The following is a 21,042-nucleotide window of genomic DNA, read 5'->3' as shown; positions in this document are numbered from 1 at the left end:
TCAGCCCTCCAGGGCGGCCGCGCCGGCGGCCGCGATCTCGTGGTCCTGGTCCGGGGAGCCGCCGGCGACACCGACCGCGCCCACGGGGGCGCCGTCGACAGCGAGCAGCACGCCGCCGCCGAACGAGATCAGCGCCCGGCCGGCCGCGAGGTGCGCGGTGTGCAGGCCGAACAGCGCACCACCCGGCTGCGCGAGTCCCTCGATGTCGCGGGTGTCGCAGCCGAGCGAGCGCGAGGTGTACGCCTTGGCCTGGGAGATCTCGGAGCTGGCGAGCAGCGCTCCGTCCATGCGGGCGAAGGCGAGCAGCTCGCGGCCGTCGTCGACGACGGCGATCGAGGACGCCGAGCCGATCTCCTCCGCCTTGGCGATGGCGGCGTCGAGGACGGCGCGGGCCTGGGCGAGCGTGAGTGCGGACATGCTTTCTCTCCTTGGTGTTCGGGGAAACTCAGGACGTGACGATGGCGACCGGGCGCACCGGGGAACCGGTGACGCCCTGCATCCGCAGGGGGAGGCAGACGAAGAGGAACTCGTGGACCTGGTCGGCAGCGAGCTCCTCGAGCGCGACGTTCTCGACGATGTAGATGCCGGACTCGACGATGAGGATGCGGTGGCAGGGCAGCGAGCCGAGCTCCGGGTCGACGTTGTCGGGCAGGTCGAAGGCCACGTTGTCGGCGCCGCAGAGGAACGGACGGCGCTCGGCCAGCCAGGCGGCGCCGGACCCGTCGATGCCGGCACCGGCGAGGTAGGTCTCCGCCTGGTCGTAGTCGCGGCCGGAACCCGTACGCACGAGGACGCAGTCGCCCTCGCGGATCTCGACACCCTGGGCCTCGGCCGTGACCTCGAGGTCCTTGTCGGTGACGAGGTAGCCGGGCTCTAGGCGCTCCAGGCCGAGGGCCCGCGGGACATCCAGCAGCACGCCACGGCGGAAGATCGGCTCGATGGTCTCGACGCCCAGCTCGGTGAACCCGCGGGGATGCTGCACGTCGGGCGTCACGCGTACGCCGCCGTACATCTCCATCTCGATGGCCTGGTGGCACAGCGCGTCGATGTGCGTGCCCGAGTGCTCCTGCATGATCACGGTTCCCGAGGCGCTGGTGCGCGCGCCGTCTCCGAGCGGCTCGTGGTGCCGGTGCAGGGTGTAGACGAAGCCGGGCCAGTGCGCGGGGAAGATCGGTGCGCCGACGTAGCGCAGGTGCTCGAGCTCGTAGGTCCGGGCCCCCGCGAGGGCGGAGACCAGGCCGGACGTGTCAGTCACGAGCGCCCGCCTCGCCCCGGGTCACCGCGCGGCCGGCGACGCTCCAGTCCTCGGAGCCGTGCTCGGTGAGGAGCACGGTGATCCGCTCCGGGTCCGCGTCGAGCGTGCGGTGGACGACGTCCGTGAGCTCGCGGACGAGCTCCGCCTTCAGGGCGGGCTCGCGACCCGCGAGGAGGTGAACGTGCAGAAGCGGCACAGCCGACTCACTTTCGCTTTCGTGACAGGCGCCACATGGCGCGTTCCACGATGCTAAACGTGGTTCGCTGTGCGGAACAAGCATTTCTGCAAGAAATGTTTCTTTCTGCGGAACCTAGTTCGCAGACCGGAACGGATGAGACCATGCGCCGGTGGGACGCGGAGCATCAGGTGTGGCGGTGATCGCGATCTACGCGACGGTCCTCTCGGGCGTGACCGCTCCCACGCCGATGTGGAGCACCTTCCAACAGCGCTGGGAGCTGTCCGACACCGGGGTCACCGTCCTGTACGCGCTCTACCCTCTGGGCGTCCTGGCGGTCCTCCCGTGGGCGGGGGCCCTCGTCGACTCCTGGGGTCGTCGCCGGGCGTTGGCCGCCGGCATCCTCGCGAGCGGCCTGAGCTCCCTCCTTCTCCTCGTGGCGCTCTCGCCGCTGTGGGTGGCGCCCGCGCGGCTGCTGACCGGAGTCGCCTCCGGCCTGGTGGTCAACGCCAGCAACGCGTTGCTGGTGGACTCCAGGCGGGCCGGCGGGCGCGCGGGCTCCGTGGTGGGGACGACGATCAACCAGCTCTCCCTCGCGGCCGGCGCGGTCCTGGCGACTCTCGTGGTCGGCCTGTGGTCGCTGTCCGCCGCCCTCTTCGCCGGCCACCTGCTGCTCCTCGCCTGCGTGGCTCCGCTCCTTCGGTCCGTGCCGAGAACGGCGGGCGTCCCTGCCCGGAGCGGCCCGGGCCGGTCCGGCCGTCCCGTGCCGCGACGCGTCTTCGTCCCCGCCGCGCTGGCGGCGTTCGCGGCCTTCGCCATGTGCGGGCTCCCCGCGGCTCTCGCCCCGACGCTCGCCGGTGACCTGCTCGGGGCTCCGGGGGCCGTCGCCGGCGGTCTTGCCGTGGCCATCGTGTTCGGCGGGGCGGGTCTCAGCCAGCCGGCGTGGGCGCGGCTGAGCGACCGGGTGGCGTGCCGGGTGAGCAGTGCGCTCGGCGCAGCCGCCCTGCTGCTCACGACGGCGGGCCTGGCCGTAGCCTCACCGGCGGCCGCCGCCGTGGGTGTGGTGCTGCTGGGCCCGGCAGTCGGAGGTCTGTTCATGGCGAGTCTCGCGATCGTGAACCGCTTCGCGGATGCCGCCTCGCGTGGTCGCGCAGGGACGCACTACTTCATCGTCGCCTTCGCGGGGCTCGTCGTGCCCGTGGTCCTCACGGGCGTCCTGTCGGACGCCCTCGGCCAGACCACCGCAGTCGTCGTCTTCTGCGGTGTCCTGCTGGCCTGCCTCCTCGTCGCCGCGACGGGGATCGAGCGGTGCGGGGACACGATCGGCCCCGACGGGCCCCGACGGGAGCCCGCCACATGCGTCTGATCCTCGTCCGTCACGGCGAGACGCCGTCCAACGTGGTGGGTGCGCTCGACACGGCCCGGCCCGGAGCGACACTCACCGCACTCGGGCACCGGCAGGCCGCCGCCATCCCGCCGGTCCTGTCCGACCAGCCCGTCGCGGCGGTGCACGCCTCGCCGCTCGTGCGGACCCAGCTCACCGCCGCGCCCCTCGCCGCGGCCCTGGGGCTGGAGGTCCGGGTGACCGAGGGCCTGGAGGAGGTCTCCGCCGGCGCACTCGAGATGCACACGGCGGCCGCCTCCGTCGAGGCCTTCGTCGACACCGCCGCCGCCTGGGTCGCCGGCGACCTCGACGCCACCATGCCGGGCGGGAGCGACGGCCACGCGTTCGTCGAGCGCTACGAAGCCGCCGTGCGCACGATCACCACCGGCCACGCCCGGGACGCCACGATCGTGGCGTTCAGCCACGGCACGGCGATCCGAACGTTCGCCGCTCGGCACGGCGGCCCGCAGGACGAGCGACTGCTCAACACGGGCGCCGTCGTCCTCGAGCCGGCCCCGACGGGCTGGACCGTCGTCGAGTGGTCCCCGGAGCCGCTGGGTGGCGCGCACCTCATCGACCCCGCCGCGGTCGACCCCACGGGCGACCCGGACCCTGTCACGTAGGCGGCCAGGCGCAGACGGGCCCTGCGCCGTGCGGACCCTGGACATGGGTTGCCATCTCTGGACAAGGCCTGCCCCCGCTCCCCCGGGTTGAACGCTCGGCCATGGCCGGAATGGTCACCGAGCCCGCGCCAAGGGGAACGTCCGCCCAAGCTCTCCGGCCCCATGTGAGTCTCACGCCGCGGTTGGTCGAAGTACTCAGCACGAGACGCAAGACCACGGCGTGCGAGAGGACCTGCGGCATGGCCGTCCCCAGAACCACAACGACTGTCGGCAACCGCCGGGAGGATGGACACGTGAGCACCGAACAGACCCCTTCGCCGGCGCAGGCGGCCTCGGAGTTCACCCTGCACGCGTGGGTCGACGAGTCGATCCACACCTCCGGCGTCGAGACGCCGGACGGCATGTACGTCCTGGCCGCCGCGGTGGCGGACCGGGAGGACTGCGGCGGCACCCGTGAGCAGCTGCGTGACCTGGTTCCGCGCGGCGCCGTCCGGCTTCACTGGCGCGGCGAGGGGGATCCGCGGCGCGCGATCATCACCTCGACCATCGCCTCGTGCGACCTCATCAACGCGGTCGTGGTCGGCTCTCCGCTCGACCACCGGCGCCAGGAGCGCGCCCGCCGCAAGTGCATGCAGCGCCTGCTCCACGAGCTCGAGGCCCTCGGGGTCTCCCAGGTCTGGGTGGAGTCGCGCACCAAGACGCTGAACCGCAAGGACCTCCAGATGGTCGACGCGCTGCGTGGTGAGGGTGTGATCACCCGGGCGCTGCGCGTGGACTTCAGGCTGCCGTCCGAAGAGCCGATGCTGTGGGTGCCGGACGCCGTGGCTGGCGCCGTCAGCGCTGCCCGCAAGGGCACCGAGACGACCCACCGCAAGCTGCTGGGCGAGATGGTCACCGAGTACGAGATCGCGCTCTGAGCACGAGCGGCTCAGAGATGCGCGAAGGCCGGGTCCCGTCTTCCGGCGGGGGTCCCGACCTCACTTCCCGGTCCCCCAGCGGGGGCGGGCTACGCGACCACTCTACCCCGGTGGGATAGCCCGGGAAACCCCGGAGCAGAGCTGAACAGGTACGCCTGGACAGGCCCCCGGCGGGGCTGAGCAGGTGTCGGGTGCGTGGGACCGGATCAGCCGGCGGCGATCCAGGGATAGCGGGCGGTGTCGGCGTAGTCCGGATCGAGATAGACGAAGGGGCGGTGGATCCTGCCGTCGCGGATCTCGAAGACGTCGCACCAGCGGCCGGCGCGGGTGACGCCGGCGCGCCACTCAGCGCCGTCCACCGCGCGCCCCGAGGACGTGCCCTCCACGACGACGGTGTCACCGGCGTGGATGTAGTTGAAGTAGGTGTAGTCGTGGGTGACGGCGGAGATGATCGTGCCGATGGCGCCGAAGGCCTGCCTGATCTCCTCGATCCCGTTGGCCAGCCCCCACTTGGAGAAGTAGAGCTGGGCGTCAGCCAGGCGGACGACGAAGCCTGTCCCAGGAGGACCTGCGCGACCTGACCGCCACCCGGTCCGACATCGAGGGCATGGCGCTGCGCTACTCCGTCGAGCGCGGCGACGTGGAGTGGAGGCGCGTCTGGTGGCGGCCCACCGCCTCCTCGAGCGGACACCCCTGCTCACCGACGACGCCCCAGCCCGGGTCTCCGACGAGTGGGAGGCCGCGCACGCGGCCTTCCACTCCGCCCTTCTCGACGGCTGCGACAGCCCACGCCTACTGTGCATGACCGAGTCGCTTCGAGACGCCTCGGAGCTCTACCGGCGGCACGAGCTGGGAGCTACTTGTCGGCGTAGACGCTCAGCGGCCAAGTGAGGGTCTTGTCGTCAGCGACAACGTGGCTACACTTGTGGCTATGACAGTGAGTGGCCCAATGGCTCTGAGAGACGTCAAGAACCACCTCTCCGAGGTGGTCGACCAAGTCGAACGCGAACACGACCGCGTCGTCATCACCAAGCATGGCAAGCCAGCAGCCGTCGTGATCAGCGTCGATGACCTGACCTCACTCGAGGAGACCTTGGAGATCGCCGGCCGGCCCCGGCTGATGGAGCAGATCCGCGACAGCCTCGGTGAGCTCGCGGCGGGCGAGGCTGAGGTGCTGACGAAGGACGCGCTCTCGGCATCGTTGCGTTCGTGACTGACGAGCCCCATCCGGTTGCCTGGGCCCCGACGGCACGGCGCGCGCTGACTCGGCTGCCAGAGAAGGCGGCAACGGCCGCTGTTGAGTTCATCTACGGACCGCTGGCGGAGAATCCCCAGCGAGTGGGCAAGCCACTCCGTTTCGAACTCGACGGACTGCACTCAGCCCGACGCGGTGACTTCCGCATCATCTATCGGATCACTGAAGTCGTCACCGTTGTCGCCATCGAGCACCGCGCGGACGCATACCGCACCCACTGACTCTGCGCGCTGTCAGCGGCAGACCCGGATGGTGGAGCCGGCGTCAGTAGGTCGTCGTCATCAGGCCAACAACGCCTATGACCAACCAGACAGGTACTGACGCCAAGGAGGCGACAACCGCGCCGATGCCAATGCGGCGAGTGTTCGGGGAGAAGCAGAGGATCACACCGTTCGCGAATACCAGCGCCATTCGCCACGAGGATGGCAGTGTTGCTGCCTGCCGTGAACGGCGTCGCGGAGTTGATAGATGCGTCGTTGTCGTTGTCGTTGCTGATGCTGGCCGAAACGATCATCAGCACGGTGAGATCGACGAGTAGAAGCGCCGCTGCCTGAGCAATCGGACCCGTTATCCATGATCCAAGTATCGGCACCGCACCGAAGCAGGACACTCGTTGGATCCGTACATCGGCTGCTTGGCGAGCGCCTGCAGCTCCTCGCGGGTCTCCTGCGACATGCGTTCGCCGGGGAACGGTTCTCGGGGGACGACAGTCTCGCGGATGAACGCGCGCGTACGCCGGCGCAGGTCCTCGACAGCGGGGGGCAGAGTGCTAGACATGAGGTTCCTTCGCGGGTCGAGTGGGCTCAGGCAGTGCCGCCGGCGACGGCGAGGCCGCCATCGACCGTGAGCACCTCGCCGCTGACCCAGGCGGCGTCGTCAGAGGCGAGGTAGGCGACGGCAGCGGCGACGTCCTCGGGCCGGCCGAGCCGCTTGAGCGGGTAGTCCGCCGCGACCTCGTCCTCCTTTCCCTCGTAGAGGGCCTTGGCGAACTGGGTCTTCACCACGGCCGGGGAGACCGCGTTGACCCGCAGGCCCGGACCGAGCTCGGCGGCCATAGTGCGGGTCAGGTGCGCCAGCGCGGCCTTGCTGACCCCGTACATCCCGATGCCGGGCGACGGCGTGTTCCCGGTGACGGAGGAGACCGTCACGATCGAGCCGCGGGCTGCGAAGTCGGGGACCGTGGCCAGCGCCCGCTGGGTCCACGCGAGCGGGGCCAGGACGTTGGCCTCGAGGATCTTGCGAGCGGCGTCGAGGTCGATCTCCGCGATCGGGCCGTAGGCAGGATTGACCCCCGCGTTGAGCACCAGGATGTCCAGGCCGCCGAACTCGTCGACGACCCGCCCGATCACCGCCTCGACATGGGCGGCGTCGTCCGCCTTGCCGGCGACGGTGATCGCCGAGCCGGCCGGCAGCGTTTCGGCCGCCTCGGCGAGCGGCTCCGGCCTGCGTGCGGTCAGGCAGACGCGGGCGCCCTCGGCGGCCAGGCGCTGGGCGATGGCCAGGCCGATGCCCCGGCTCGCGCCGGTCACGATCGCGGAGCGGTCCTCGAGCCGGCAGGGGGTGGGTGGGTTCACGAAGGAAGTGCCTCTTCCTGTGGGGGCGGTCGGTCAAGGGGCCGCGCGGGCGTCGTCGACGCCGTGGTCGCGGAGCACGTTGCGGCGGATCTTCCCGGTCTGGGTCTTCGGCAGGTCGTCGATGAGGACGAGGCGGCGAGGGGCCTTGTACGCCGCCAGCCGCTCGCGTGCGAACGCGATCAGCTCCTCTGGGGTGGCGGTGGCCCCGGCGGCGAGGGAGACGTAGGCGACGACCGTCTCACCGCGGTAGTCGTCGGGCTCGCCGACGACCGCGGCCTCCCGGACTGCGGAGTGCTCGTAGAGGGCGTCCTCGACCTCGCGCGGCCAGACCTTGTAGCCCGAGACGTTGATCTGGTCCTTGAGCCGGTCGACGAGGTAGATCCAGCCGTTGTCGTCGATGATCGCGCCGTCGCCGGTGCGCAGGCGACCGCCAGGCATGGTGGCCGCCGTCGCAGCGGAGTTGCGCCAGTAGCCGGGAACGACCTGCGGGCCAGCCAGCTCCAGCTCGCCCTGCCCGCCCGGCGGCAGCAGGTTACCGTCAGGGTCAATGATGCGCGCGGTCAGCTGCGGCAGAGCCACGCCGACCGAGAGTGTGCCGCTCGGACGGTGCACAGGGGCGTGGCTACCGGCCGGAACGGCGATGACGGCGGACGTGGTCTCGGTCATGCCGTAGACGTTGCGGATGTAGACGCCGAATCGCTCCTGGAACTTCTCGACTGTGGCAGGCGGGATCGGCGCGCCCCCGGAGTAGAGCCGCTTCATCGTGGCGAAGTGCTCGCGAGCGGCCTGGGGCAGCTGATAGATCGCGTTGAACGCCGTGATCGACCCGATCGTGAACGTGACCCCGTGCTCGGCGAACGCCTCGAGCGCGACCTCGGGGTGGAACCGGTGAATGAGTACTAGGGTGGTGTCGCGAAGGAGTGAAACGGTCGCGTTGATGACGGCGCCGGTGATGTGGAACAGCGGCGCGGTCGCGAACACCACGTCGCCGGGCTCGAGTTCGACCCAGTCGCCGAACGTGGAGGTGACCGCGAGCAGGTTGCCGTGCGTGTTCATCGCGCCTTTGGGCGGGCCCGTGGTGCCGGAGGTGTAGGTCAGAAGAGCAATGTCTTCGTGGGTGAGTTCAATATCGTCGGGACGCCGGCCACGGTGCTGCTCGATCAGTTCCAGGAGGTCGCCCTGCGGGGCGACCGGGCTGCGCTCGACGGTACGGAAGGCACGGGGGTCGTTGCGGGTCTGGTAGTCAAGCGGAGAGGTGCTCACCACCCACTGCACGCTGGAGTCGCCCAGAGTCTTCAGCGACTCCGGCACGTCGGCGTCGGCGCAGATGAAGCCACTTGCCTCGGCATCGTCGACCAGGCGGCGCAACTCCCTGCGCCGATACATCGGGTTGAGGATCAGGGCGGTGGCGCCCAGCTTCCACAGAGCGAGGAGGACGACGGCGTACTGCGGGATGTTCTGGAGGTAGACGCCGATCCTGTCGCCACGGCGTGTTCCGAGGCCGTGGAGTGCTATCGCCAAAGCGTCCGAGTCCCGCTCGAGTTCTGCCGCCGTGAGTTGACCGTCAAAGTAGGCGATGGCTCTGCGGTCCGGACCGTCGGAGACGCGGGCCCGCCAGGCGTCGATCAGCGAGCGGTGACGCCAGTCCGTCGTCACTGCTCGAGTGCGTCGATGGTTGTGAAGATCTCGATGTTGCGTTCTGCGAGCAAGGGGATCGCTTCACCGAGCACCCGCTCCTGGAACGCCTGAGTGGCGCGGTGGTCCTCGTAGCCGGACGGGTCGGTGTAGTGCTCGTAGAGCACGATCGTGTCCGGGTCGGTGGTGCTGACCTGGGCCTGGAAGTGGACCATCTTGGGCTCATTGCGGTTTCCCGGGGTCACCTCGTTCAGCAGTTTGATGACCTTGTCGCGCTCCCCCGGCTTGGCCTTCCAGGTGGCGACGATGACGTGTCCCATGCGTGTCCTCTCAATTTCCGATGGTGAAGCCGATGGCTCGCAACTGTTCGCGGCCTTCGGCGGTGATGTCTGAAGGGTTCCACGCTGGCGTCCACTCCCAGTCGATGCGGAAGTCATCGACCAGGGGCGGCTCACCACCGAGCAGCTCGGTCCGGATCTGGTCCTCCATGACGCCGGTGACGGGGCATGCGGCGGAGGTGAGGGTCATCGTCAGCACCGCCGTGGTGTGGTCGACCGCGACCCGCCTCACGAAGCCGAGGTCGACGACGTTGATGCCGAGGTCGGGGTCGATGACGTCGAGCAGCCGCTCGCGCAGGAGAGGTACCCACGGGTGGTCAGGGTCGCCAGCCCGGCATGGGGGCACGGCGAGGGCCGCCGGTTGCTCGGTCGCCTGGGGGAGGTCCGCACCGCTGGACTGCGCGGCCTTGTAGAGCCCGCTCGGCGTGAGCTCGACGGTCACGTCGCTGGTGACGCTGGCGATCCAGTCGGCCTTCCCGTGGGCCTTCCTCCGTACGCGCACGATGTCCTCGCCCCGCACGACAATGGCGCTGGATACGACGAGCTGCGTGGGGTCGAGGCCGGCCGCGTGGGCACGGACAACACCACGGTCGAGGACCCGCGCGATCTGCTCGCAGGTCTGTCCGGGACCGTGGCGCAGCCGTGCCACGGCGACGACGAGGTGCTGGCCGGTCACCCGGTCTATGGCGTCGCCACCCGCCCGGGGGTCGACGCGGACCTGTGCCTCGTGCACGGACAGGTGGGTCAGGGTGGACATCATGCCTCCACGCGGTGCCGGGGCTTCGGGGGCATCAGCCGGTTCAGTTGGGTGGTCTCGTCCTGGAGCTGTTCGGGTGTCACCGTGTGGTCGGTGAGCAACATGCGCCGGACAGCGAGGATCTCCTTCGGCCGGTTCAGCGAAGTGACGCGCATGATCCGGCCGTCCCGGATCGAGAACGCGGAGAAGGAGAGATCGTCGAGCGACCCGCGCACGACCACGTCGTCGTCGGGAAGGCAGCGCCCGACCTGGTGGATGGTGTGGTCGTACTGGTCGGACCAGAACCAGTGCGCCTCGACGAAGGGGGTGTCGATGCCGAGCATGTTGCGTGCCGCTGAGGCGCCGTGCCGGACGGCGGAGTCGTGGTGCTCGACGCGGAGGTACTCGCCGTAGTGGGGATGGAAGGCCGCGGCCACGTCACCGGCCGCGTAGACATCGGTGGCGCTGGTACGGGAGAACTCGTCAGTGACGATGCCGCCATCGATCTTCAGGCCGGCCTCCTGCGCGAGCTCGACGTTGGGTGACGTGCCGGCCCCGACCAGGACGAGGTCGGCCTCGATGACGCCGTGGTCGGTGCGCACGACCAGTGTCGTGTGAGATACCTCGACGTTCTGGACGACCACCCCGGTGAGCACGTGGACGCCCGCGGCGCGGTGTACGTCGGTCATCACCCCACCGATGACCGGTCCGAGGGCGGCCTGCATCAGGGTCTCCGTCCGTTCCAGGACGGTGACGCGCTTGCCCGAGCCGACCGCGGTGGCGGCCGCCTCGCAGCCGATGAACCCGCCGCCGAGGACGGCCACCTTTTCCGCCTGCCCGAGGCGGCTGCGGATCTTCTCAGCGTCGGCGACCGTACGCAGGGTGAGGATGCTCTCGTGCCGCACGTGCGGAAGTCCCCGTGCGCGGACGCCGGTCGCGAGCAGCAGTTTGTCGTATCCGAGGGTCTCGCCGGACGACAGGCCGACGGTCTTCGCCTCCACGTCGAGCGCGGTGGCCCGGGTCTCCAGGAGCACGGTGACGTCGTTGTCGTCGTACCATTGGGGCGGCTTGACGAAGGTCGCCGCACCGTCGGCGCCGGAGAGGAAGCTCTTGGAGAGCGGCGGCCGCTCATAAGGTGGGACCTTGTCGTCACTAACGAGGACAATCTCGCCCTCGAACCCGTTGGCCCGCAGGGTGGCCGCCGCCGATGCGGCGGCCACCCCTCCCCCGACGATGACGTGGCGCTGCTGGGACATCAGCTGACGTCCACCCGGATCATGCCGTCCTCGCCGACCTCGCAGGGATACCCGTTGAGGCAGGTGTCGTCGGGGTTCACACCCTTCCCGCTGGCTGCGTCGAAGCTCCACATGTGCCGCACACAGGTCAGCGTCTCGCCGTCGAAGTCGCCCTCGTCGAGCGCCCACGCCTGGTGGGGACAGCGGTTCTGGTAGGCCTTGACGACGCCGTCGACGTTGACGAGCAGCACCCTCGTCCCGTCGACCTCGACCGGCGCCATCTCGCCTTCCCACAGGTCGTCGATGTGGATGGTCTCCTGCCACTGCATGGTCGCGCTTGCCGACGTCATGCCGGCGTCCTGTCGGCGACCCGCAGGGCACTCGCCAGAAGGCTCTCCCGCGCCGCGCGGGCTCCGACGGTCACCTCGTCGGCCGAGCGGGAGGACTCTGGGAGCGACGCGAGCAGCGACCCGAGCCCCGCTGCGGCCTCGTCGGCCCGCGGCGCCCACTTCTCCACCCACTTCTCCACGGCACGGCCGGACGCCTCGTTCTGCCCCGCGGCGAACTGGACGACGGCAGCGCTCCACCTGTTGCGTCGTTGGTTGTCCGCGTCGAGCAGGCTCTGCAGCAGCCAGGAGAGGCTGTCGCCGTTGGCGCGGGCGAGCTCACCGAACTGGCGGGTGAGCACGTCGTCCAGGGTGGGGAGAAGGACAAGGTTCAGCGCCGTGTGCGCCTCACCCCAGTCGTAGGTGGCGAGGATCTCCTCGATCGCCCGTCGCGTCGGCTGCCACCCGGCGCACTGCTCCCAGTGCTTGCGCTCCTGCGCAGTGCCGATGCCCGACTCGGGATGTGCGACCTGCAGCTCACGGGTGCGGTAGGCGATGGTCGTGACGCGGCGCAGAAAGTCGGCCGTCGAAAGGCCGGCCGGGTTGGTGATGTAGGCGGTTGGGGCCATGTACCCGATGTAGGCCTCGATCTGCTGGCATCCGTGGACGAGGTAGCGCGACGGGGTGTGGAGGGCGGCGAGCAGAGCCACCCAACCGGGTGGAAGGTCCCGGTCCGTTCCCAGCTCGGCGTACTCCTCGAGAACACCGTGGATCTTGGTTTCGGCGTCGGCCTGGATGTTGACGTAGGAGCGGTAGGTCAGGCTGTCGGGTTCCCGGAGCTCCTCCCAGTTCTCTGCCTGGAGCGGCGAGGAGTCGCGGTAGGTGAAGAACCACAGGTTGGCCGCCGAGGACGGGTTCTGTTCGAACGCTGCGGCCCGGTTCTCACGCGTCGTCCAGTTCTGGCCCTGCGTGACGATCTCGTACTCGGTCGGCATTTTCCGCACGTCGCCGAAGGCGCTGAACGTGCGGCGGGGGCGTGTCCTCTTGGCGCTGTCGCTCATCGGACCAGCGCTCCTTCCGGGCTGTCGCGCTTGATCTTCTCCCAGACGATGTCGTCGCTGGTGGTGATCACCCGGCCCACGAACGACGACATCATCGTGCCGAAGGACCGGATCTGGTAATCGCTTCCCAGGTACTCGCGCAGCGTCTGTTCGGTGAGTCGGATCCTGTCCTCGCCCTGGATCCGGACATAGGATCCTCGGTCGACCACCTCGATCTCCCGGTCCGGGTTGTCGTCGCGGATCGCCTGGATCACGTCGTCGATCTGGTCGCCCATGCGCAGGATGGGGCCGACGGGGTTCAACATGTCTGTCCTTCCGGGAGGTCGTACTCGACCGCGACGTGGTCGAGTGCTTCGATGCCTGCTTCTGCGACGGTCATCTCGGCGGGCAGCTTGCGCCCGTTGTGGATGGCGACCTTCGGATACGGCAGTGCGCGCACCCGCTTCCCCTCGACGTGGTGGGCGACTGCCGCGGCGACCTCGGCCATGGTGCTGGCCGTGGTCACAGGTACCAGGATCTGGACGAAGTCGGTTGCGAAGATGGCGTTGAGAGGCACCAGCTCCGGGGCCCTGTCCTCGACGCCCAGTTCGCTGTGCCGTTCGGTCGTCACTGGGCCACTCCCGCCGGCGTGGCCAGACCGGTGGCGGCGCGTCCGGCGTAGTCCTGTGCCCAGGCTGCGTAGTCGGGGTCGTCGCCCATGACGTCGGGCGTCATGCCCATGTAGGCGAGGATGCCGCCGACGTCCATCGGCTGGATCTGACCGGCGAGGAAGCGGTCGATCACGGTCTCGTGGTTGACGTTGTCGCGGTCCTTCCAGAAGATCTGGCGGCAGGCGTTGGTGCAGAAGTGGTACTTCTTGCCGTCGTACTCCAGCTGCCAGTCGCGGACTCGCCAGCTGCCGTCGCGCGACTGCGTGGGGTTGCAGGCCGGGAGGTGGCACGTGGTGCACAGCCAGGGCAGCGTCTCTGGGAGGGTCGCTTCGACGTGGTTGGCGTTGACCTGGTCGATGATGACGTCCCACTTGTCGCCGTAGAGCGTCTCCCAGTTGGGGTACTTCTCCTGCAGCCACTCACGCGATTCGCGGGAGACGCCGGCGGTCGGGCGCCACCACAGCGTCGGGCGCCAGTACCACAGTCCCATGGAAAGTCCGTGGTGCCAGGTGTCGAGGCCGCGCATGAACTCATCCCAGAACCAGGGCTTCTTCAGGCCGTAGTCCTCGATCGTGTGGATGAACTGGTCGATCACCCACTCCTCCATGAACTCGCGGTAGGACTGTTTGCGGTGCTCGACCGGCGTGTAGTAGTCCATGGCCGGACCGGTCAGGGCGGCGAAGGCACGGGCCGACCCCCAGAAGCTCTTGTCGATGATCCACTGGGCGCGGACCGGGTCGTGCTCAACGAGGATCTCCATCGTCGGTCCGCCCTGTTGGGAGTGGCGCGCCTCATCGGTCTGGATCGAGGAGATCATGTTGGCGAAGTTGACGTCGCCGGACTCCAGGGCGTCGGCCGACAGGGCGACGAACTGCAGGTTGGTGAACCCGGTCTCGAACGTGAAGGGAAGCTCGATCGCAAGGTCGACGACGTTCGGCGCGATCATCATGCCGTCGAAGAGGTTGCGTAGGCTGATCGGGACCCAGTCGTTGGTATGGAAGGTCTTCTGCGTCCAGTCGTACTGGGGGTCCTTGGAGATGAACTCGTGGCCGAAGAAGGTCGTGATCTGTGCGTGCCGCATCTCGTCGAGCTGGCCGAAGGTGGCCATGTTGCGCCAGGAGCCGTTGAGTCCGAAGCGAGCCATCTTCAGCTCCGCGAGGACGGCGGCGTACTCGACGAGGGCCACGCCTCCGAAGTGCATCTTGGTCGCGGACTTCCACCCCTCGCTGAGGGTGTCGAAGTTGTTGGAACGCTGGAGGGCGGCCTTGACGGCGTACGCAGCTGATTCCTTCTCCCGCTGAGTGGCGACGTATTCGGGGTAGGTGACCTTGTAGGACTCCTCCCAGTTCAGCCACGCCTCGCGCGGTACCTTTCCGGTTCCGGAGTGCCATTCGGGGTAGATGGCTTCCTCGTCGACGTAGGTCGCCGTCCAGTCCACGTCGCGGACGAAGCCCTGCCACTCTTCTCTCTTCAGCAATGCCATGGTGTCTCCTAGTCGACTTCGTTGTGGCCGAGCTGTTGGCTGATGCCGGCGTTGTTCCAGTAGCCGGTGACCGAGGTGATGAGGCCGTCGGGTCCGACCTTGAAGATGAACAGGTGCGGCTCGTTGAATGCCTTGCCTTCCGGGCGGACGGTCCCCCAGGGGAGCTGCTGGGTGCCACCGATGTCGACCTGGACGACGACGTCGCCGTGATCGTTCGCCTCGATGGTGTGGACGACGTTCGACAGGCTCGGGAACGCCTGGATCAGGCCAGCCCAGATGGCCTTGCCGACCGTGCCGACTTTCCCGTCGCCGCGGACCACCCGCTGCTTGCCCCACATCTCGAACGGCGGATATGAGAAGTCGGCGTTGACCGAGCACAGTTCTGCCATGCCGTGGACTTCGTGGGCGCGGTAGCGGTCGAAGAACTCGCGCACGACCGCGGCGTTGTCTGCTGCCGTGCGTGCCTGCTGAGTTGTTGTGGTTGTCATCGTCATCGACCCGCTCCTCACACGATTGCGATCTGGTCGAACCGCTTCACACCGAGGCGGCGGTAGAGCTGCTGCTGACACCAGTAGGCGTCCACCGCGGTGATCTGCCCGCCGCCCACCTCGAAGCGCCAGGCCTCGTCAAGGTCCAGGTGCTTCTCCTGATTGATCGCTCCGGCGTAGTCGGCGGCCTGGGTGCCCTCGACCTTGAGCTCGGCGGTGACGACGTCGCCGGTGCGGATGGTCCGCTTCACGGTGAGCAGCAGGTCCGGGAACGCCCGGACGAGGTCCTCGAGGACCTCGCCGAGGCGGTCGCGGCCCTGCGCGGTGATGTCCAGTCCGTAGAACGCCACCCGGACTTCGTCGTGCACGTTGCCGAGGGCAGTCGTGACGTCGCGCTGGGCGAAGGCGTCGAGAAACCCCTCGACAGGATCGTTGGTGGCGCTCACTGGTGTGGCTTCCTTTCTGGGCAGGACCTTGCTAAGGAGTGACATGTCACGCCGCCTTCACCGAGTGGGCGCGCAGCGCCTTGATGACGGCGTCCGCGACAGCCTCGGTCGAGCCGGGGTTCTGTCCGGTGATGATGTTCCGGTCGACCACGACGTGGCTCACCCAGGCCGACGGTCCGTCGTCGAAGACGGCGCCGGCGTTCTTCAGGGCGGTGTCGACGTACCACTGCATGCCCAGCCGCCCCGGCACGGTCTGGTCCTCTTCCTCGTCGGTGAAGCAGGTCATCCGGTAGCCGTCGAAGAGCCACTGGCCGTCCGGTCGCTCGGGTGCGGAGAGCATGAGCGCGGGCCCATGGCAGAGCGAGGCGATCAGTGCGGTCTTGGCGTGCAGCGCAACCAGGAGCCGAGCCACATCGGGGTTGTCGGCGAGGTCGACCATCGGCCCGTGCCCGCCTGGGGCGAAGACGGCGTCGAACCCGGCCAGCTCCTCGTCGGTGAGTGCCCGGAGGTCGAGGGGATTCTGGAAGCCGGGAATCGCGTCGAGCTTCGCTTTCCGCGCCGCCGCGAGCTCCTCGCTGTCACACCGCTGGGCGGCGATGGCCTCGGCGACCTCGGCACCGGTCAGCCCGTGTGCGTACTGCTCCTCGGCCAGCACGTCGGCGATATTGCGGTCCTGCCGCCAGGCGACCTTGGCCGCTGCGCTGACCGCCGCGTGGGCCTCCATGCGCGACAGCCCCTTGCCCTGGAGCGTCTCGGCGAGCCGGCGGGCGGCCGCGAGCCCGAGCTCAGTGCTCTGGTGCAGGGTGAACCTGATGTCGTCTGGGTCCACGGCGAACGTTCGCACCACGGAGTCGAGGTAATCCTTGTCTGCCTCGGGGTAGTGGAAGAACCAACTGAGGCCATAGGGATCGGCAGTTGGCGGGTTGCCGTCGGGTGTCACCACAGCGACGTCGAAGCCTGCGGCGACGAACCGCTCATAAGGTTTCAGGGCCTCCTCGGCGAAGTAGCCGGTCGGATGCTTCGTGCCGTCGGCCATGGTGATCTCAGAGGCGCTCGAGACCAGGTAGGCAATTCGAGTCATCGGCGTGTCCTTTGTTCGTTCCTCGACAGTTGTGTGATCGGGGTCACGACCTGAGGAAACTGCAGGAAGGCCATTCGCGGTACTCGATTCCTGCCTGATGTGTGCCCATTCCGATTGACTTCGGATCGCGATATCGCACTCCAGTGGACTTGTGTCGGGAAACGACGCGATGAGTCCTCAGCGGGTCGCCACCGACCTACAGTGGGGATCTTCTCCGCCTCGGAGAACCGCTATGAGAGAGGAACGAAGATGGCTCGCGTCCTGTTCGCAGTGACCGGATCTCGACACTGGACCCTCAACGACGGCACCCAGCACCGCTGCGGGTACTGGCCGGAGGAGCTCGCCGTGCCCCATGAGGTTTTTGCTCATGCACACATCGACGTCGACATCGCCACGCCCGGTGCTGTCGTCCCGGTGCCCGACGAGGCCGGCTTCAGTGCCGAGATGAACGGCGGATCGGAGGAACCGGGCGCCAGGTTCCGGGCCTACCTGAAGACCATCAGCGACGACCTCGACAACCCCGTGGACCTGAACCAGGTAGATCCTGACGACTACGACCTCGTGTTCGTGCCGGGTGGCCACGGACCGATGGAGGACCTTGCCGCCTCGGAGGCGTTCGGACGGCTGGTGGTCGCCTTCACGGAGCAACACAAGCCGGTCTCGGCAGTGTGTCACGGGCCGGCGGCGCTGCTCCCCGCCGTCGATGAGGACGGTTGGATCTTCCGTGGCCGCCGGGTGACCGGGTTCAGCAACACCGAGGAGGAGCAGGTCGGGCTCGCCGACAAGGCGCCGTGGCTGCTCGAGGACCGTCTGAGGTCGGCCGGTGGCGAGTTCGAGCAGGGCCCGGGTCCCTGGCAGGAGTACGTCGTGGTGGACGGCAACCTTTACACGGGCCAGAACCCGGCGTCGTCACGGCCGTTGGCCCAACTGCTGGTGTCGGCTGTGTCGTCAGCGAGGGTCTGACCGTCGTCGCGCCACGATCTCCTCGCCCAGGGCCTGTGCATCGACATAGGCCCTGGGCGTGGTGCCGAAGCGGCTGCGGAACTCCTTGATGAAGTGAGAGGCGCTTGAGTAGCCCACGGACCGCGACACGTCGGTGACGCTCAACCTGCCCTCGAGGAGGAGCTCGCGTGCGCGGTCGAGCCTGATCTCCTTGAGGAACTGGTACGGGGAGCGTCCAGTCACTTCTCGGAAGAGGTGCGAGAACGAGCTGGGGCTCAGGTTGACGCGCTCGGCCATGTCGTTGACGGTGATGGGCTCCGAGTAGTGCTCGCGGATGTAAGTCAAGGCGGCCGAGACGGGGTTCCCGCCGGCTTGTTTAGCGGCGATCTGCAGCATCCGCGCAAACTGCTCGCGCTGGAGCACCCGGTATACGATCTCCTGCATGTAGATCGGGGTGAGCACGCGGCGATCAGCACCGGTCCCGAGGCTTTGGAGGAACCGGATGACCACGCCTAACAGCTCAGGATCCAGTGGCGAGACGACTCCCTTCTCCGGCGCCGGTGATGCCTTGACCGGTGGAAATCCGGCGGCCGTACGTCGATCGATCATGTCGGTCGAGACCTTCTTGACCAAGGCCGGGTCCACCTCTAGGACAACGGAGAGGAAGGGCCTGCGCGGGCTTGCTTCGAGGATCTGCGCCTGGAAGTGAAGGTTGCTGCTGAGGACGAGGTAGTTGAAGGGGTCGTAGACGTAGTTGCTGCCCTCCACCATGACGACTTTGCGCCCCTGCGCCACGATGCCGATCGACAACGTTTGGATCTCCTCCCACGTCGGCGCCATCGGCTCGTGGAAGCGGTAGATCGTCAATCCTGGCCAGCCACCGTCGTTGCCGCCGATCTTCGGTGCCCGGGCGGCAAGTTCGGCGATCAGGTCACCGGTCGTGATCAGATGTTCCATCTGAGATGTCATGGGTCGTCCTTCGTCTTTCCCAGAGCCCGGCGGCCGGTCGCGGAGCAGGCATCTCCTCCATGGTATGTGGCTCTGGTCACATACGCGCTGGGTTACCGGCAATGCCGCTCCTCAGCTCATCGGGGCTGCGGGGCTGGCGACGTACTGGGTGGTCAGGTACACCTCGATCCCCTCCGGCCCGCCCTCGCGACCCAGCCCCGAGCTCTTGACGCCGCCGAAGGGTGCCGCCGCATTGGAGATGGTCCCGGTGTTGACGCCGACCATGCCGGCCTCGATCTGCCGCGCGAAGGCGTGGCCGACGGACAGGTCGGGTGCGAAGACGTAGCCGGCCAGGCCGTACTCCGTCGCGTTGGCCTGGATCATCGCCTCTTCGGTGTTCTCGAAGCGGGTGATGGGAGCAATGGGACCATAAGATCTCTTCAGCGAGCGCGCGGCTGGCCGGGTGTACCTCGCTAATCACGGTCGGTTCGAGGAAGTGTCCCGGTCGGTCGATGCGGTGGCCGCCGGTGAGCACTCTGCCACCACCGTCGACGGCGTCGCTGATGATCCGTAGGTTGCGGTCGACCGCGGCTTCGGAGATCAGCGGACCCAGGTTGGCGCCTGGCTCATTCCCGGGTCCGACCTTCAGCCCGCTGGCCCGCGCGGCCAGTTGATCGGCAAACTCGTCGGCGAGAGCGTCGTGGACCAGGAATCTGTTCGCCGTGGTACCCGCCTGCCCGATGTTCCTGAACTTGGCAGCCATTGCACCCTGGACAGCTTGCTCGACGTCAGCGCCCTCGAGCACTACGAACGGCGCGTTCCCGCCCAGCTCCATCGAGCAGCGCAGAACCCGGTCGGCCGCCTCTGCGAGCAGCAGACGCCCGACGGCGGTGGACCCGGTGAAGCTCACCTTGCGTAGTCGCGGGTCGTGCATGAGCGCGGTGCTGACCGGCCCGGGTCGAGTAGTGGTCAGGAGATTCACCACGCCGGCGGACACCCCAGCCTCGGCCAGCAGGTCGACGAATGCCATTGCGGTCAGGGGAGTGAGATCGGCGGGCTTGAGGACCACCGTGCACCCGGCCGCCAAGGCAGGCCCGACCTTGCGCGTGACCATCGCGAGCGGGAAGTTCCACGGCGTCACCAAGTAGCACGGCCCGACCGGAACCCGGCGGACCAGATCCGCGGTGCCTTCCGGCAGGAACTCAGCGGCATACGCGACCTCCGCGTGGGCCTCGGGCAGCGACTTTCCCATCTCCAGGGTGATCGTCGCGGCCAGATCGTCGCCGTACTTGAGTACGAGGTCGAACGCGTTGCGGAGCACCTCCGAGCGAGTCCGCGGAGGCATGCGCGCCCATGAGGACTGTGCCTCGGCTGCTGCGTCCAACGCCGGGAGTGCGTGCGAGGGCGTGGCGTCAACGACCTCGGCCACCGCTCGCCCCGACGCCGGGTCCCTCACCTCGAAGGTGTCGCAACCCGCTGGCGAGAGCCAACGGCCGGCCACATGGAGGCCGGTCCGTTGACCTGCTGTGACTCGCATGGATGGTGCTTCGACCACTGACACTATTCAGGCTCCAGTGTTTCTCTTGGTCCAGACCGGGCGAGATTCAGAGGTACGCACTCTCACGTGGGGCCTCTTTGCCAGCGCGGCCCCCGAGCGCAGCCGACAGAACGACAGTCACGTACGCGAGGACGCACCCCGCCAGCAACGACACGCCGCAGGTAACCCACACCCAGACATACGGTGTCGACAGAACGCCGCCGAATGCACCCGTCCCGGCCGTGGTCGGGTCAGCCAGCGACTTCAAGCCGCTGCCGACACCGCCCCCGTTGTCGGCCCAACCGTCCAGCCCCGTCGCCATCCACCAAAAGACGACAGCCGCGAAGGCCCCCAACGCCGCCGGCGCGTAATACCACTCGAAGACTGACAGGACCACAGCACCGAAGCCCAGCACGCCCACCCACAGGGCGATCCCCCAGAAGTCTGGGAGCTCGGCCGTCATGGAACCCAGTGCCATCAGAACCAAGGCCGCCACTGCTCCGATCACCGACGACACAGCCACCTTCACGACCGCGCTCAAGTCGGCTCCGGCGGCGAAGACGAGCCCCCAGGTGATGAAGGCCGCGGGCGCCACCAAATGCAGATTCGCCGGCAGTCCCAGGCCATTGCCGAGATCGCCATTGCTGTTCCAGTGGAACGTGAAGTTGAGAGCGATCTCGATCCAAACCCCTGCGAGAACACCAAACACGACGGCCAGCGGGACCGTCTGCTTCAACTTGTCCGCCATATCGAACTCCTTTGTCACGTGGCGCCGAACGAGGGGTCCGCACCGAAGGCGGTGCAGACCAGGTGGTTCCGCACCGACGGGGACGGACAGTAGAGGTGCGGAGATGCGTGATCCAGACCACAACGCAAGTCCCGTCGCATCCCGCACATATTCGCCCGGATCGCGACACTTGCGGTTACTCGTCGGTATCGGTCGACCGCTTCAC

The 21,042-nt window shown here is 68.2% G+C and carries 26 protein-coding genes and 1 pseudogene; 7 read left to right on the top strand and 20 right to left on the bottom strand.

Annotated elements, in window-relative coordinates; genetic code table 11:
* The 3 genes from ACYQ0U_RS15505 to ACYQ0U_RS15495 are packed head-to-tail and all read right to left on the bottom strand — an operon-like array spanning position 1 to position 1,451.
* Positions 1-417, bottom strand: a complete 417-nt coding sequence (locus ACYQ0U_RS15505; RefSeq protein WP_459974475.1) for a GlcG/HbpS family heme-binding protein — start codon at positions 415-417, stop codon at positions 1-3.
* Positions 418-445: 28 nt separating this feature from the next.
* The gene (locus ACYQ0U_RS15500; RefSeq protein WP_459974473.1) at positions 446-1,255 is read right to left on the bottom strand and encodes a cyclase family protein; all 810 of its coding nucleotides are present in this window, start codon (positions 1,253-1,255) and stop codon (positions 446-448) included.
* Positions 1,248-1,451, bottom strand: coding sequence for a tautomerase family protein (locus ACYQ0U_RS15495; protein ID WP_459974471.1), 204 nt, complete (start codon positions 1,449-1,451; stop codon positions 1,248-1,250). The genes ACYQ0U_RS15500 and ACYQ0U_RS15495 overlap by 8 nt, the downstream gene beginning before the upstream one ends.
* 172 nt (positions 1,452-1,623) lie before the next feature.
* Here ACYQ0U_RS15495 and ACYQ0U_RS15490 point away from each other — a divergent pair, with 172 nt between their 5' ends.
* From ACYQ0U_RS15490 to ACYQ0U_RS15480, 3 genes are all read left to right on the top strand, one after another.
* On the top strand, positions 1,624-2,796 hold the full coding sequence (locus ACYQ0U_RS15490; protein ID WP_459974469.1) for an MFS transporter: 1,173 nt from the start codon (positions 1,624-1,626) through the stop codon (positions 2,794-2,796).
* Positions 2,787-3,437, top strand: a complete 651-nt coding sequence (locus tag ACYQ0U_RS15485; protein WP_459974467.1) for a histidine phosphatase family protein — start codon at positions 2,787-2,789, stop codon at positions 3,435-3,437. The genes ACYQ0U_RS15490 and ACYQ0U_RS15485 overlap by 10 nt, the downstream gene beginning before the upstream one ends.
* 293 nt (positions 3,438-3,730) lie before the next feature.
* Positions 3,731-4,354 carry a hypothetical protein gene (locus ACYQ0U_RS15480; protein ID WP_459974465.1) on the top strand — a complete coding sequence of 208 codons (624 nt, stop codon included), beginning with the start codon at positions 3,731-3,733 and terminating at the stop codon, positions 4,352-4,354.
* 206 nt (positions 4,355-4,560) lie between these two features.
* Here the strand turns inward: ACYQ0U_RS15480 and ACYQ0U_RS15475 are convergent, their stop codons facing one another.
* Positions 4,561-5,055, bottom strand: coding sequence for a nuclear transport factor 2 family protein (locus tag ACYQ0U_RS15475; protein WP_459974463.1), 495 nt, complete (start codon positions 5,053-5,055; stop codon positions 4,561-4,563).
* Here ACYQ0U_RS15475 and ACYQ0U_RS15470 point away from each other — a divergent pair.
* The 3 genes from ACYQ0U_RS15470 to ACYQ0U_RS15460 are packed head-to-tail and all read left to right on the top strand — an operon-like array spanning position 5,000 to position 5,830.
* Positions 5,000-5,245: an FCD domain-containing protein gene (locus ACYQ0U_RS15470; RefSeq protein ID WP_459974461.1), complete on the top strand. Its 246-nt coding sequence runs from the start codon at positions 5,000-5,002 to the stop codon at positions 5,243-5,245. The two genes, ACYQ0U_RS15475 and ACYQ0U_RS15470, sit on opposite strands and share 56 nt — an antisense overlap.
* A gap of 40 nt (positions 5,246-5,285) precedes the next feature.
* Complete coding sequence (locus tag ACYQ0U_RS15465) at positions 5,286-5,567, top strand: type II toxin-antitoxin system Phd/YefM family antitoxin (protein WP_459974459.1); 282 nt, start codon at positions 5,286-5,288, stop codon at positions 5,565-5,567.
* A complete protein-coding gene (locus tag ACYQ0U_RS15460) occupies positions 5,564-5,830 on the top strand; it encodes a type II toxin-antitoxin system RelE family toxin (RefSeq protein ID WP_459974456.1) in 267 nt (88 codons plus the stop codon). Before ACYQ0U_RS15465 ends, ACYQ0U_RS15460 begins: the two co-directional genes overlap by 4 nt.
* A gap of 582 nt (positions 5,831-6,412) precedes the next feature.
* Here ACYQ0U_RS15460 and ACYQ0U_RS15455 read toward each other — a convergent pair.
* From ACYQ0U_RS15455 to ACYQ0U_RS15395, 13 genes are read right to left on the bottom strand one after another with little or no spacing between them, the layout of a single operon-like run.
* A complete protein-coding gene (locus tag ACYQ0U_RS15455; protein ID WP_459974454.1) occupies positions 6,413-7,183 on the bottom strand; it encodes an SDR family oxidoreductase in 771 nt (256 codons plus the stop codon).
* 33 nt (positions 7,184-7,216) lie between these two features.
* Entirely contained in the window at positions 7,217-8,839 is a 1,623-nt protein-coding gene (locus ACYQ0U_RS15450; protein WP_459974452.1) for a class I adenylate-forming enzyme family protein, read from the bottom strand.
* Positions 8,836-9,138, bottom strand: a complete 303-nt coding sequence (locus tag ACYQ0U_RS15445) for a putative quinol monooxygenase (protein ID WP_459974451.1) — start codon at positions 9,136-9,138, stop codon at positions 8,836-8,838. Before ACYQ0U_RS15445 ends, ACYQ0U_RS15450 begins: the two co-directional genes overlap by 4 nt.
* 10 nt (positions 9,139-9,148) lie before the next feature.
* On the bottom strand, positions 9,149-9,916 hold the full coding sequence (locus tag ACYQ0U_RS15440) for an uL22 family ribosomal protein (RefSeq protein WP_459974449.1): 768 nt from the start codon (positions 9,914-9,916) through the stop codon (positions 9,149-9,151).
* Positions 9,913-11,148 (bottom strand): NAD(P)/FAD-dependent oxidoreductase, encoded by a 1,236-nt coding sequence (locus ACYQ0U_RS15435; protein ID WP_459974447.1) that lies wholly within the window; start codon positions 11,146-11,148, stop codon positions 9,913-9,915. Before ACYQ0U_RS15435 ends, ACYQ0U_RS15440 begins: the two co-directional genes overlap by 4 nt.
* Positions 11,148-11,477: a Rieske 2Fe-2S domain-containing protein gene (locus tag ACYQ0U_RS15430; protein WP_459974445.1), complete on the bottom strand. Its 330-nt coding sequence runs from the start codon at positions 11,475-11,477 to the stop codon at positions 11,148-11,150. The genes ACYQ0U_RS15435 and ACYQ0U_RS15430 overlap by 1 nt, the downstream gene beginning before the upstream one ends.
* A complete protein-coding gene (locus tag ACYQ0U_RS15425; RefSeq protein ID WP_459974443.1) occupies positions 11,474-12,514 on the bottom strand; it encodes a ferritin family protein in 1,041 nt (346 codons plus the stop codon). Before ACYQ0U_RS15425 ends, ACYQ0U_RS15430 begins: the two co-directional genes overlap by 4 nt.
* Complete coding sequence (locus ACYQ0U_RS15420; RefSeq protein ID WP_459974441.1) at positions 12,511-12,819, bottom strand: MmoB/DmpM family protein; 309 nt, start codon at positions 12,817-12,819, stop codon at positions 12,511-12,513. Before ACYQ0U_RS15420 ends, ACYQ0U_RS15425 begins: the two co-directional genes overlap by 4 nt.
* Entirely contained in the window at positions 12,813-13,124 is a 312-nt protein-coding gene (locus ACYQ0U_RS15415) for a toluene-4-monooxygenase system B family protein (RefSeq protein ID WP_459974439.1), read from the bottom strand. Before ACYQ0U_RS15415 ends, ACYQ0U_RS15420 begins: the two co-directional genes overlap by 7 nt.
* A complete protein-coding gene (locus ACYQ0U_RS15410; RefSeq protein WP_459974437.1) occupies positions 13,121-14,647 on the bottom strand; it encodes a ferritin family protein in 1,527 nt (508 codons plus the stop codon). Before ACYQ0U_RS15410 ends, ACYQ0U_RS15415 begins: the two co-directional genes overlap by 4 nt.
* Before the next feature lie 8 nt (positions 14,648-14,655).
* The gene (locus ACYQ0U_RS15405; protein WP_459974436.1) at positions 14,656-15,141 is read right to left on the bottom strand and encodes a nuclear transport factor 2 family protein; all 486 of its coding nucleotides are present in this window, start codon (positions 15,139-15,141) and stop codon (positions 14,656-14,658) included.
* Between the two features lie 11 nt (positions 15,142-15,152).
* Positions 15,153-15,581, bottom strand: coding sequence for a nuclear transport factor 2 family protein (locus ACYQ0U_RS15400; RefSeq protein WP_459974434.1), 429 nt, complete (start codon positions 15,579-15,581; stop codon positions 15,153-15,155).
* A 46-nt stretch (positions 15,582-15,627) separates the two neighbouring features.
* Positions 15,628-16,662 (bottom strand): type 1 glutamine amidotransferase domain-containing protein, encoded by a 1,035-nt coding sequence (locus ACYQ0U_RS15395; RefSeq protein WP_459974432.1) that lies wholly within the window; start codon positions 16,660-16,662, stop codon positions 15,628-15,630.
* 249 nt (positions 16,663-16,911) lie between these two features.
* On the opposite strand from ACYQ0U_RS15395, the gene ACYQ0U_RS15390 reads away from it, so the two are divergent.
* A complete protein-coding gene (locus tag ACYQ0U_RS15390) occupies positions 16,912-17,625 on the top strand; it encodes a type 1 glutamine amidotransferase domain-containing protein (RefSeq protein WP_459974430.1) in 714 nt (237 codons plus the stop codon).
* On the opposite strand, the gene ACYQ0U_RS15385 is transcribed toward ACYQ0U_RS15390, so the two are convergent.
* From ACYQ0U_RS15385 to ACYQ0U_RS15375, 3 genes and pseudogenes are all read right to left on the bottom strand, one after another.
* Complete coding sequence (locus tag ACYQ0U_RS15385; RefSeq protein ID WP_459974428.1) at positions 17,611-18,561, bottom strand: AraC family transcriptional regulator; 951 nt, start codon at positions 18,559-18,561, stop codon at positions 17,611-17,613. The two genes, ACYQ0U_RS15390 and ACYQ0U_RS15385, sit on opposite strands and share 15 nt — an antisense overlap.
* Before the next feature lie 123 nt (positions 18,562-18,684).
* Positions 18,685-20,089, bottom strand: a pseudogene (locus ACYQ0U_RS15380) (NAD-dependent succinate-semialdehyde dehydrogenase).
* Positions 20,090-20,156: 67 nt separating this feature from the next.
* A complete protein-coding gene (locus ACYQ0U_RS15375) occupies positions 20,157-20,837 on the bottom strand; it encodes a DUF1097 family protein (protein ID WP_459974426.1) in 681 nt (226 codons plus the stop codon).
* Positions 20,838-21,042: the final 205 nt, after the last annotated feature.

The organism is Nocardioides pyridinolyticus (assembly GCF_054653575.1).
The sequence above is the reverse complement of the archived record's forward strand: the minus strand, read 5'-3'. Positions and strand labels throughout refer to the sequence as shown.